We start from the raw sequence: 11,973 nt of genomic DNA on the forward strand, positions 1-11,973 counted from the left end.
TTATTCGGTAATTCAGCAAAATGGCAGATTTCAAAAAAATGGAGCAGCTTGAAAAGCAGCTCTGGAGCGCAGCAGACAGTTTACGTGCTAATACCGGTTTAACCGTTCAGGAATATTCTCGTCCAATTTTGGGGCTTATCTTCTTACGCTATGCTGAATACCGCTTTACTCAAGCTAAGCAACGCCTCGATGATGGCTCAAGCCGTCGTTGAACAACTGGCAGTATCAAATCACGTATTCAAGCCGAAGGCGCTATGTATGTGCCAGATGAAGCGTTATATAGCAACCTGTTAGAACTGCCAGAAGGTGCGAATATTGGTCTCAACGTCAATAACGCCATGAAGGCGTTAGAAGTTGAAAACGAAGCCATTAAAGACGCCCTACCTAAAACCTATACCCGTTTCGATAACGATATTCTAAAAGGTCTACTGAAAAACTTTACCGCTATTGATTTTGGCATGGGCTCAGATGTATTCGGTCGTATCTATGAATACTTCCTTAATGAGTTTGCTAAAACAGAAGGTCAAGGCGGTGGCGAGTTTTTCACACCATCAGCATTAGTTCGTTTAATCACTGAAATTATCGAACCATATAGCGGCAAAGTATTCGACCCTGCTTGTGGTAGCGGAGGTATGTTTGTCAGTTCGGCAGACTTCGTCTCGAGTCATAACCGATCAACTACAGGTACTGCTGGCGCTAACGCATCGGATGAATTGTCCATCTTCGGCCAAGAGAAGATAGGTGATACAGTACGTTTATCTAAAATGAACCTAGCTGTTCATCTTGCAAGGTGATATTCGTGAAGGGAACTCTTATTACGAAGATCCGTTTGAGTTAGCCAAAGGCGAGATAACTGACGGTAAGCAACATGGCTTGATGATGCTATAACAACTATTCAGATAAAAAGTAATTTACCGGAGCCTATCAATATTTCGGGTATAGATTTCGATGCCTTGGCTGAAATGGTTAATAAAATTAAGAAACCAAAAAAATCAGATGCTGATCGTTTGAAAAGTATCATTGAACGTAAGCTCCAAGTTATGATGTTAAAAATAAGTCCAGACAAGATTTACACCAGAAGTTTCTCGAGTTAATCGAACAATATAATTTAGCCACATATAGTGCTGAAGAGTTCTTTAATGAGCTTAAAAATTACATCCAATATCTTGATCATGAAGATAAACGGACTGTGCGAGAAGGTCTCAGTGAAAAAGATCTGGCCGTTTTTGATTTGATGAGTATGGTTGTCCCTCTCAATGAAAAGGAGATAAATGAGGTAAAGCAAATCGCTAAAGAGTTGGTTAATAATATGAAAGAGATTTTAGTCATTGATTGGGGTAAGAAGCAGCGAAGAACAGCTAGAGTTCGAAACTTTATTGAAGAAAAGTTGGATGTATTGCCTGATAGCTTTGATGATGATTTTTGGCCAAAAATATGTTCGGATATCTATATGCACATTTATGAGAAATATTCAGGGCAAGGGCAGAGTGTTTACGTTTTATTGTATACACATATAAATAAATTTTGGGGTGTAATTGCTTATAATTCAAAAAGAAGAATCTATTTACAGTTTTATTTTCAGAACTCATGTTGTAAATGGTGTTTTAAATTTTTCAAATATAATTGATCCCAAAGGGGGGTGGAAAAATAGGCCTTTTCTTTTAGATAGTACATTGCAATATTATCAATCTGAACTAGGCAATCTATTTTATGGTCTTCTTGAAGAAATTAATTTCTTTAGCCATAAACAAAATATGTTCTCATTGTCTGTTAATGGCATTTCAGGATTGCGTGATTTTTTTATACATAAAGCTCTGCCGTCATTTTTCAATTATTCATTTCCAATTAGATATTGTAAATCTTGCATTTTTGAGCAGTTTAATATGTTAGGTTTTCATTATTTTAAAAATAGCTGGTTAAGAAATAGGGAGTGTTTAGAGCATAACGAGACTTTAGTTGAAATAAATGAGTCTACCTACTATCGGTGCTTAAAAGGCTTGGCTGAAATACATCAATTAAAATTTATTCCTCCAATTGTAATGCCTTGCAATGAGTCTTTAATGGAGCCTCAATCTAAAAGAGAACAATTCGCTCCGTGTCTGTTAAAAATTTTGAGGCGTGTATTATTTACGGCTAGCGTTCTGCCTGTCAATTATTATAGATACATACATGTTAGAGATGTTTCAACAAGGCAATTAGGAACTCTCCAACAGATATATGAAACGATAAAGGAAACAAGAGAGCAGAGTTATTTTGATATAATGAAGTTTGCTGAATTATTTACTTTTAAAAAAGAATTTATAAACAAAACTTCAATCCATATTAGTTTTTATAAACTTAAATTTCAAAGTTGCTCAAACTGTCGGTATGACAGGTGTTCAGCTAATCAAACAATATTGTACGCGGATGAATATTTTCCATTAAGAATGCAATGTGATTATAATAATTACTTATTAATAGATTACGTAACAAGAGCCGAGAGTTACACTTATGAAGAAAAACGAGAAACTATTAAAAATATGTCTCGTGACCAGAAACTCAAAATTATTCAAGCGCATAGCTATCCAGAATCTGGCTTTAGATTATAAGCTAGAACTTATCAAATGGAAAAAGCACGATAGTAGATACCAAGATCCATATATATTTGAACATTAGTTATTCTAAGAATTGTTTTTGATAGTAAGGCATTGGTTTGTAATGTGAGTCATTTTGTGACATGACGGGAGTATTATGAAGCAAGACATTATTGGCTTTTGTGAATATTTTGCTACAGGTGAAGGAGTCACTTCTCAAAATAGCATAGCTTTTAGATTTGGGCAGGCCTATGACAAACGGAATCTGCCCAAGATTTCCGTTTACCAATACGAGCGTCACCAAGTAGTTAGATATCCGTGGGATTTGAAGATCTCTAATGAAGCTGGAAAGGAGCCTGTAATTATTCATACCGAGTTCAAGTCTGTTGCTTGACGTTAAACCGTAAACAAGGAGTCAATTATGACTAACAAAAAGCAAAGTTCATCAACGATGGCATCATTGGCTTCGTCTATTTTTGACGGACAGTGGTTCTTCTCAAATCCAAAAAACGTTGGCAGGTTCTGTACTGAGTCAAACTGGAGCATCGCATCAGACCAGTGCAGAAATGGAAAGTGTCGCTTCAGGTGTGCTGCAAAGTGATAAGTATAGCGACGTGACCAAGTCTCTTGCTGCTTCTGTGTTGTCACAGTCTAATAAAAAGCGTTAGTGAATTTGGGCTGCGTAAGTAGCCCTATTTTTATTAGAATCTATCAGAGAACTGACACCTTCATTTTTGGTAATCCTTGATTGAAATAAGTATTGTCTTTTCGCGTTAATCGCCTGGTACGCAATGGCGCCGTTTTCCTCTGGATGTTGCCGTTGAGTCTTATCATGATGTCGTAGCGACCATCATTAAGGCTATGCGGCTCGTGAGTTTCTTTATATGAGAGGTTTTCCCCTCGATGTAGATCTGTTGACGTTTTCGAGTTCTAATTTTAAGCAGCATCGGTTTTTGCTGTCCCCGCAATCAATGAAAATCATGAAGATGTTGGTTCCTGAGGCGGGAGATTCGGTTGTTGAATTTGTGAGTTAAGCGAACAATGTGATTGATGAGTACACTAATACAGATGATCATTTTTTTAATAATAGAGGCGTTATGAAGCAGAACATTATCGGTTTTGGTGAGTATTTTGCGACAGGAGAAGGGCTAACTTACATCATTGCATCAGGTACTGAAGAAGTGATTAAGGACTTTGCGGGTCCCTACTTCTCAATAGGGTTAACGTTTTTTTCATTCGATGAGATAAGAAAATGCCTAATTGAAATAGAGACCGAAAACGATGCCAATAAGCTTGATATGCCCGCATTTGATGCTGCTGAGGTCTTACGTGAAAATGTACCTAACGTTGCAAGACTGATAAAAGAATACGGCTATTGTTCGTTTGCGTACAAGTTGCATTATAACCTGGCTTAGCGATGCTATTTGGTGGTCAACGTTAGTGTGCCACAGCAGTGCTTGCCCGTGCTGATGAACTGGCCATCATGCTGTCGGCAATTGACGAGCAGTTTGTATAAGTGGGTGGCGAAAGATGGTGCTAGTGGTTCTGTACTTGTCCAATGAAGCATATGAACGTTATGACAGTAAGGTTGAGACTGAGGTTCTATGTAACAAAAGCTGGCTAAATTGTACTAACTTGATTAATCTCATCTCAATAAATTTGTTTTTTGAGATGAAAATCATGCCTGGTAAGTATTTATCTCCGCCTGAGTGTCCTTTTGAAACGATAGGCGATGTTTTACTTGAGATTGGCAGTCAGGGTGATGATCCCAATAAATACAAGGACTACATTTACCTGCTTGATGAGTACCATTCATTTAATGAATTTAGGCGCAGAGTCAAGTCTGGCTTAGACGCCAAATACTGCTGGTGGCTAATGCGGTTGTCTCGCAATAACGCATTAATAAATCTAGCGCCATTAGAAGATAAGCCATTACCGCCCGATCTGCCTGAGTCCGTCAATCAAGCGTTGTTACAATCCCCAGATTTTATTACAAATTGCCGATTCAATAACCTGCATGAGTTTAGTCGTGTTTTATCGCAGATTGATCGCTATACCACTCATGGTGCGATGCTTGGGATTCTTGAGCAGATAGGAGAGAGCGCGCATTTCGAGCACTTAAAAAACAACTTAATTGATGATGAGGCGATATCCAGTAGTCAATTAGAGGGGGCCGCGACAACCACTATTCTTGCAAAAGAAATGCTCAGGAAAAAGCGTAAGCCTCGCACAGAAGACGAACGCATGATTTCGGGGAACTTTGATTTAATGCAGGCTGCGTGGGATCTCAAAGAAGAGCCACTCAGTATTGGGTTGATACAAGAGCTGCATAAGGTTGGTACCCAAACTCTAGAACAGAAAAAGTACGCATCGGGAGCATTTAGGATCCGAGACAATGTGGTTGTGGTTAACTCTATTGGTGAAACCGTTCATCAGCCGCCAAAACATGATGCTATTGAGCGCTTATTGTCTCGGGTAGCGAATTGGCTAAACTCGACTGACGATCAGATTCATCCCGTTATACGGGCCATTACTCTGCATTTTGTGATCGGCTATGTTCATCCCTTCCTTGATGGTAATGGTCGGGTGGCAAGAGCTTTGTTCTATTGGTATATGTTTAAGTGTGGCTATACAGGATTCCGTTACATTGCGATTTCAGCATTATTGAAAAAAGCGCCAATTCAATATGGTCAAAGCTATTTGGATTGTGAGCATGACAACTTAGATTTAACGTATTTTATCAAATATCAGTTAAGTGTTATCCATCTGGCCATTGCTGAATTTATGTCTATATATGAACGTGCAGCATATCGAATGAATGAATTAGACGAGCAGTATTCTGGCTTAGAAGATATTGATAAAAAAATTATTGGCTTTGTTGCTGGTGAGCCTCGTTATCGAAAAAAACCTACGATTACAGCGAGAGAGACTGAAAGATTACTGGGGGTAAGTTACAACACAGTAAAGCAAAAACTTGATGATATGGTTACTGCTGGAATACTCGGACGTGAAAAAATGGGTAAAGCGACAGAATATTTTTTGGTATAAACATAATCTGCTGCGTTGTCACGTAAAGACCGACATATGAGATCGCATGGAACATACTACTTGGCATAAGTGGTCGAATACCTTTGCGTTGTACGTGGCGTAAACCCAAGATTTTTTAATGTAGATGTTCTCAATCTTAATGCGCAGTTGCCCCTTTCCGAGTTTCAGGCGCATAACTTATCTTAAAGCCAGTAATTAGTTATGCTATAAATTATCTAATGTCATTTTTAATCGAGAAGCGTGCCATGGTTAAAAAACGGTTGTCAGAAAAAGACCTTTTAGAAGGACTAACACGCCATACAGCAAACGCTGATGAACTCGCTACTACAAGTGAAAGAGATTGGGGATCTTATTCTGAAGATACGGATAAGGCTGACAGCGATTTTCTAATTCAAAGAGATGACGTTTTCGACGCAACCCGAATGGAAAGATTGCTAAAAATGGCTGAGCGCTTTAATAAAAATGGAACTCTTGATGGTGAAAATCTTAAAGCCATTAAAGTGCTTGCTGAATCAAGCACACCATCCGAAATCGATTACAGAATGGCTTTAATAAGGATTGAAGCCTTATTCGATGCGGAGCCAGGTTCACCTGAAGGTGATGAACTTGAGCTGCTAGTTTCTTTTGTTGAAGCATACGAAGAAGAACACTATCCGATATAAATTAAGCTAGTTATAGTCGTTTTTTGTCACATTTGAAAGTGTGAATCCAACGTGCTCATTCACCCTCGAATATCGCGTTTCTATAAACGACAAACCACATTAAGTGGTTCTATCACGCGTTACAGCTACCAAAGCATTAGTAGATGATTTTCGGGTGTATAAGGAAGGGAAAGGCCTGCCTACCACCTCTGGCCGCGACGTTCCTTACCTGTTTACCCATAACCGCTCGTATCTTGAATTTACAACATCTGCATTTCAAAGCTGCAGGTTTTCCGCTCAAGCTAGTGTAATTCAAACGGGCCAGCGGTTATGTTCTGGTGTAATGGCTTGTTCTCATTGGCCATTACATCTTTAGGATTAAAGAAAGCAAGCTTAGAACGTTGGGAGGTTTTCCACTCACCACTAAATCCATTGAAGCGAATCTCAGGCATATTCTTTTCAACACTCATCCTGCTCGACAGCCATACCTGAGTGTGACGGATCGCCAGCGGTGCGGATCACGTAGGCTCATGCTACTTGAGCAATGCAGCAAAATGCTGATTGAGGTCGTTTTGTATGACGTTAAGGCGCATCACTATGCTGTCAAACGATGTCGGTGTGGTAAAAAACATCCCTCCCGCGATAGCCTGGGCGTGATCCTTGGCTATCTCGTCTAATCTTTTAGGTGCTGGGATCAGTATTAGCTGTCCTTGAAGGATTGTTTCGTAATCGACGCCTGGGTTTGCGAAGCGGTATTTTTTCATCTCGATGACGGCCAGCATCGCCTCTGGCGTATTATAAGGATCTGCAAATCCCATCCTTAACAGGCAATCGACATCATACCAATGTCGAGCGAGTCTGTTTGGATTAGGCTCCTTTTCTTGGGTGGCAAATTGATGGAGTGCCGTTAATTTTTCCCAAAGAATAAAGTTTCTCTGGTATGCCATCACTTTTGCTTTGGGCAATGCCAGGGATTGGAAAGCCGTAATGCTATCCATGTAGCATGCGACATCGATGACTTCCGTTGGTTTGCCGCGATTTCTACCACCAAATTCTAATAGTATATGATCAAGTTGATAGTCATTAGCGCTATGGGTGACTCGCGGGAAATGGATATCAATTTTTTCACCATGAGAGTCAGGCTCAACGTTGGCGCAGAACCCTGTTATGTTGTACTGGGCGAATCGAGCATTCAGTGTTTCAACTAAGTTATTGCTCCACTGCACTAAGCGTTTTTGTTGAGCATCTCTAAACTTTCTATTTTGGCTAGTGCTTTGAGTGCTTGTTTTCCACGCGGTCAACTCATCCTCTTCAGATAACCCGGATAAATCAGCCCAGTGGATAGATAAATCAATGTGTTCTGAAAATCGCTCAATAGCACCCCAACATTTACTGAGTGCGGTTCCACCTTTAAAGGCTACATGTAGCGGCTTGCACACATAATCCCTTCGGCGCGATTATATCGGCTCAAATGGGCTCACATTAATTGACAATAAGCAGATCCGCCGACTCAGATTAACTAACAACGGGCTTGCATTCATCTTAGCGTGCCATTAAACAGCCATGATCCAACAAGCTCACAGAGAGTTGAGCTATGTAAAAGCTAACTTTACATTTTTGGCGCGTTGGGCTTTAGTCAGTATCTGGATAAAAATGCCGTAATGGTTCCATTTGTTGATGAAGGATGCGGAGGATGTAGATCCCATAAGGCTGTTTTTTATAGAAAATCGCATGTTTATGATGATTGTGACGTCGAAGTTCTTTGGCAATTTCTGGGCACTCATGCCCCATTGAGGCTGCTCAGTGATTGCCAACAAAGCGTTATGCATACTTACTGTATAGTCATCCGCTTGCTTAAGACTAAAGTTCAATAAGGTGTATTCAAAAATTCGCTCAAAGTCTTCGGCAGCAAGGTTGGAAAGTTTATACATTGTGCTTTTGTTTCACCATTGCAGCGATGTCATGAAGTGATAATGCACATTCACCACTTTGCTCACCAGCTTCAATCGCCATTTTCAAAGCTATGGTCTGGTTTTCTTGTCTTTCTAATAGTCGTAAGGCAGAACGAACAACTTCGCTTGTCGAGCCGTAGCGACCTGACGAAATAAGCTGACCAACAAATTCATCTAACTGTGAACCGATAGTAACACTAGTAGTCCGTGACATGTTCCCACCTATTTGTGTGAATAATTAACACAGCAATAATATATGATGTTGGATACCAAATCAAAGTAATGTTAACCACACCATGACAATAAGGTATACCTCATGATCACATGTAAAAAGTAGCAGTTTTTATATATTTGTCATAACCTATGTGGCACACCATATTAGGTCATAACTTAAATGTCACTTAGGTCGGATTATGTACATCTTTGGCTATCTTAGAGCATCAACTAGCGATCAAAACGCAAAACGTGCACAGAGCACTTTACAACAGTTTGTTCAGGATAAAGGGTTTCGTATCGCTGGCTGGTATATTGAAAATGAATCAGGAGCCTCACTGCAAAGACCAGAGCTTCTTCGTTTACTTGATGATGCCGCAAAAGGTGATGCAATCATCATAGAGCAGATCGATCGTCTTTCTCGTCTGGATGAGAAAAGCTGGTTCACATTAAAAGAAATGCTGCACGAGAAAGAATTAAAAGTGATTAGCTTGGATTTACCAACCAGCCATATCGCACTATCTCCGCAAATCACCGATGAATTTACCGGATCGATGATCAAAGCGATAAATAGCATGATGATGGATATGTTGGCCGCTATCGCGAGAAAAGATTACCAAGATCGCCGCCGCAGACAGGCTGAAGGTATAAATAAAGCAAAAGAGGAAGGGAAATATCGGGGGCGGCAAGCAGACACAGATCTTCACGAAAAAATCTATCAGCTACGAGTTATCAATAAGCTGAGTATCAGCGATACCGCCAAACTCACCAATGTGTCGGATAGAACGGTAATTCGGGTTGCTAAGAAGCTGGCAAGTGAGCGTTCAGCGGGGTAAGAAGCTTAGCGTACGTTTTCGTTCCATTGGGCTTCGTCCCCTGAAGACATAATATTCTTCTCTCACAGGATCTTAAAATTGAGATCTCGTATTGAAATTCTCTTAAGGTTAATTTCGAGGGGATGGGCGCAAAACCCCATATAGTGAGGTGTTTATGAGTCAGGTTAAGCGTAAATACGACCATTTTTTTCAAATTTTTTTGAGTCACTTAGAAGGATTCTATTTCAATCAATATAAAAAATGCCTTATTAACACTGTTCTCGACGGATTAGCCCCTGATATTTCTTCGACTCACCTTCCTGAATGGTATTTTTCGGATGATTTAACGGATGAATTAGCTTTTTGTTACCCGATATCTGAGTCTGAAACGGTCGGAGAATATTTTTTGCGTAAGAGAGGTTGGCGCGAAGGTGCAATGGCACGATTATATTTTTCCGCCGTGATCGCAGCGCATACGTCCATCTGGGAAATTACTGAGGTCATAAAGGGCAGTACGGCTTACGTCAAGCCATTTAAAGTTGATATGGCGCCAATCATGGTGGCTATACCAAAGTGTTCCCAAGTTGATTTTGATAAACAACCCTTTTTTGTTGGTAAGGTTCTTTCGCTTGAGTCAATGGGTCTTTGTGAGTTAACTATTTCATTGGGTAGCGTTCCGCTACCGCGCAACGCGGTAGAGAGTGTCATTGAACGGCTTGAAGCATTAACGTCTAAAGAGGCGTTAACCCCACTTCAATCACAATTCCAGTTACATCGGCTAGCACTCATGGAAAGGCATGTTTATGAAGTGCAGCAGGGTAAAGAGGTTTGCGGTGGTATCGAGGATGATATCATTGCTCAGCATCGGTTTGATGGTATATATCAAGCGGGCTTGCAAGCTTTTCACTTAAATAAGGCGCTGGTCAACCCTTATTCTGGGGAGGAGGGCATATATTGGTCTCAAGGTTGGCAAGATGGACAACAAATCGCCACCCAAAATGAGCGAGGTCAACTTTTCAATTTATCGGAAGTATTCCCCTTAAAATTTGCAAATAAACTCCACATAACGTAAGAATACTATCTTAAACATTGATTAGGTTGATGATTTATGACGGTATTTAAAAGTGGCACCGAAGGCCAGCGGAAATTTGCGACAGTTATTCGTGCTCAGGTGTTAAAAATGCACCCTTGGGGCCTTAATGCCAATACTGCGGATAAAGTCACTTTCCGGTTAGAGGGTATGAAGTCCCCACTCTTTTTTATTAAATATAAAGAGGCGCTAGTAGCCGGCGAGGTGGTGCAATCCTTAGCGCTCTATGATGAAGAGAACTACCAGCGCCGCGCTAAGTTCGTTCAGGCTCGTGCAAAATAGTGGGAAAATCATCAATGGCACAAAAAAAATTAGCCCTTCCTCCAGGGGTATCGGTGATAAGACAAGGTAAGGCTTACGTGATTTTTCGCGATGGTCATGAGGCCATCGGTGGGGTGATAGTCAGTGAAACCACCCAAGGAAATACGCAGCTTCAGCCTTACATGAATGTGGATGCGAGTGATAACAAGGCTGTAATTGCGTTTGTTGCGCAGCAAATGACGGATGCATTATTAGGGGTGAACTTGGATATCGAAAATTATTGTACGGTAGGGGTTCTGATGTAGCCTCTCTCATTTGGGTGTAGCCCAATGACATAAGGCATTACAGCATGTAATCATATTAATGCGTTAACTTAAATGCGACAGCCTTTATGCGACAACTTAAAAACGATAAGCAGCTTAGACAATCAATAGGTTAGAACTATGAACTGAACAAATTTCGCTCTTAACGTACAATCATTTTCGATATCCAAACTGCCCCCTATTACAACATCAAGCCCAAAAGCCATTGAATGAACAACTTCCTATTTTCACTGAAAACGTGCCAGATAATGTTCAGGTCATTGAAAATAAATCCTTTCCCTGTTCAAGATGCAATAGCATCATTGCAAAACTGATTTTTGTCCCTGAGGCGGCAACTGCATCGGCTATGTTGGCAATGGCGCAAAAGTTGGAACTAGATGCGTTTGTGAGTCCTTACCCTGTGTGGTTAATCGGGGCACCGGATAGCCAAAATGATGATATTGCTCAGCATTTAACATTACAAATCGCACCGGTGAAGGGTGAGGTATACTGGCAACACCCAGACCATATGAATCAGCGGTTGATTGAGCTTGATATTGAACATCGTTGTACGCATCATCATGGTGTCAACCTAAAAAAGGACCTACATTGAACTCGCTAGATATTATTGCCATTGAAGAAAACGGAATATTTACAGCTAAGCATAACAATCATTATTGGCATGTTGAAAAAGGTGCCACGTTGGTTACTGGCCGTTTTGAAGGCCGCAACGTACTTGAATATGCCTCACGCCCTGTCACAACGAAAAGGGCATTCGTCGATTGGGTTCTACGCGTTTATTTCTAAGATAAAATTTCCTATGTCTGAAAATATTCCTTCAATTGAAGGTGAACGCCTTGAGGCAATGCTGGCACTTCAGCGAATGTACACATCTGTTCATCGCTGCGACGGCTGTCATTGTGAGACGCCTAAGCGTTACAGTGTCAGTGGTAAGTGCGTTACATGCTAGGCGACGGGGGTGATAAATACCACGGATAGGCATAATTACAGGAACCCGGGTTATCATGATTTAAAAGCGTTTAATGAGGCTAAGGGCGTCAATCTTATTTTGCAGGTA

Annotated in this window: 16 protein-coding genes and 1 pseudogene; 14 read left to right on the forward strand and 3 right to left on the reverse strand. The window is 40.6% G+C overall.

The features are described 5' to 3' along the window. Nucleotides 1–20: 20 nt before the first annotated feature. From CKQ84_RS23995 to CKQ84_RS08090, 8 genes are all read left to right on the forward strand, one after another. On the forward strand, nucleotides 21–212 hold the full coding sequence (locus CKQ84_RS23995) for a type I restriction-modification system subunit M N-terminal domain-containing protein (protein WP_254053168.1): 192 nt from the start codon (nucleotides 21–23) through the stop codon (nucleotides 210–212). Nucleotides 213–260: 48 nt separating this feature from the next. Then, a complete protein-coding gene (locus CKQ84_RS24000) occupies nucleotides 261–794 on the forward strand; it encodes an N-6 DNA methylase (RefSeq protein WP_254053169.1) in 534 nt (177 codons plus the stop codon). 299 nt (nucleotides 795–1,093) lie between these two features. After that, a complete protein-coding gene (locus CKQ84_RS08060) occupies nucleotides 1,094–1,627 on the forward strand; it encodes a type I restriction enzyme endonuclease domain-containing protein (protein WP_254053185.1) in 534 nt (177 codons plus the stop codon). Beyond that, nucleotides 1,536–2,588, forward strand: a complete 1,053-nt coding sequence (locus CKQ84_RS23745) for a hypothetical protein (protein ID WP_158683018.1) — start codon at nucleotides 1,536–1,538, stop codon at nucleotides 2,586–2,588. Before CKQ84_RS08060 ends, CKQ84_RS23745 begins: the two co-directional genes overlap by 92 nt. 142 nt (nucleotides 2,589–2,730) lie before the next feature. Beyond that, nucleotides 2,731–2,967, forward strand: a complete 237-nt coding sequence (locus CKQ84_RS08070; RefSeq protein ID WP_158683020.1) for an SAVED domain-containing protein — start codon at nucleotides 2,731–2,733, stop codon at nucleotides 2,965–2,967. Between the two features lie 703 nt (nucleotides 2,968–3,670). Further along, on the forward strand, nucleotides 3,671–3,988 hold the full coding sequence (locus CKQ84_RS08080) for a hypothetical protein (protein ID WP_158683022.1): 318 nt from the start codon (nucleotides 3,671–3,673) through the stop codon (nucleotides 3,986–3,988). A 136-nt stretch (nucleotides 3,989–4,124) separates the two neighbouring features. Next, the gene (locus tag CKQ84_RS08085; protein ID WP_254053170.1) at nucleotides 4,125–5,621 is read left to right on the forward strand and encodes a Fic family protein; all 1,497 of its coding nucleotides are present in this window, start codon (nucleotides 4,125–4,127) and stop codon (nucleotides 5,619–5,621) included. 218 nt (nucleotides 5,622–5,839) lie between these two features. Further along, a complete protein-coding gene (locus tag CKQ84_RS08090) occupies nucleotides 5,840–6,283 on the forward strand; it encodes a hypothetical protein (RefSeq protein WP_158683024.1) in 444 nt (147 codons plus the stop codon). Between the two features lie 512 nt (nucleotides 6,284–6,795). On the opposite strand, the gene CKQ84_RS08100 is transcribed toward CKQ84_RS08090, so the two are convergent. From CKQ84_RS08100 to CKQ84_RS08110, 3 genes and pseudogenes are all read right to left on the reverse strand, one after another. Further along, nucleotides 6,796–7,701, reverse strand: a complete 906-nt coding sequence (locus CKQ84_RS08100; protein WP_254053171.1) for a nucleotidyl transferase AbiEii/AbiGii toxin family protein — start codon at nucleotides 7,699–7,701, stop codon at nucleotides 6,796–6,798. A 193-nt stretch (nucleotides 7,702–7,894) separates the two neighbouring features. Beyond that, nucleotides 7,895–8,193 (reverse strand): annotated as a pseudogene (locus tag CKQ84_RS24185) (type II toxin-antitoxin system RelE/ParE family toxin). Then, nucleotides 8,186–8,428 carry a type II toxin-antitoxin system ParD family antitoxin gene (locus CKQ84_RS08110; RefSeq protein WP_011074401.1) on the reverse strand — a complete coding sequence of 81 codons (243 nt, stop codon included), beginning with the start codon at nucleotides 8,426–8,428 and terminating at the stop codon, nucleotides 8,186–8,188. The pseudogene CKQ84_RS24185 and the gene CKQ84_RS08110 overlap by 8 nt, the downstream one beginning before the upstream one ends. A 199-nt stretch (nucleotides 8,429–8,627) precedes the next feature. On the opposite strand from CKQ84_RS08110, the gene CKQ84_RS08115 reads away from it, so the two are divergent. The 6 genes from CKQ84_RS08115 (at nucleotide 8,628) to CKQ84_RS23750 (ending at nucleotide 11,702) form a co-directional block, all read left to right on the forward strand. Further along, nucleotides 8,628–9,263: a recombinase family protein gene (locus CKQ84_RS08115; RefSeq protein ID WP_105250852.1), complete on the forward strand. Its 636-nt coding sequence runs from the start codon at nucleotides 8,628–8,630 to the stop codon at nucleotides 9,261–9,263. A 154-nt stretch (nucleotides 9,264–9,417) separates the two neighbouring features. After that, complete coding sequence (locus tag CKQ84_RS08120) at nucleotides 9,418–10,314, forward strand: hypothetical protein (protein WP_105250853.1); 897 nt, start codon at nucleotides 9,418–9,420, stop codon at nucleotides 10,312–10,314. A gap of 36 nt (nucleotides 10,315–10,350) precedes the next feature. Beyond that, complete coding sequence (locus tag CKQ84_RS08125; protein WP_011839972.1) at nucleotides 10,351–10,614, forward strand: hypothetical protein; 264 nt, start codon at nucleotides 10,351–10,353, stop codon at nucleotides 10,612–10,614. Between the two features lie 14 nt (nucleotides 10,615–10,628). Further along, nucleotides 10,629–10,898, forward strand: coding sequence for a hypothetical protein (locus tag CKQ84_RS08130; protein ID WP_254053172.1), 270 nt, complete (start codon nucleotides 10,629–10,631; stop codon nucleotides 10,896–10,898). Between the two features lie 223 nt (nucleotides 10,899–11,121). Continuing rightward, entirely contained in the window at nucleotides 11,122–11,508 is a 387-nt protein-coding gene (locus tag CKQ84_RS08135) for a hypothetical protein (protein ID WP_254053173.1), read from the forward strand. Beyond that, nucleotides 11,505–11,702, forward strand: coding sequence for a hypothetical protein (locus tag CKQ84_RS23750; RefSeq protein ID WP_014620459.1), 198 nt, complete (start codon nucleotides 11,505–11,507; stop codon nucleotides 11,700–11,702). The genes CKQ84_RS08135 and CKQ84_RS23750 overlap by 4 nt, the downstream gene beginning before the upstream one ends. The last annotated feature ends 271 nt before the right edge of the window (nucleotides 11,703–11,973 follow it).

Source organism: Shewanella sp. WE21 (genome assembly GCF_002966515.1).
Classification (GTDB): domain Bacteria; phylum Pseudomonadota; class Gammaproteobacteria; order Enterobacterales; family Shewanellaceae; genus Shewanella; species Shewanella oncorhynchi.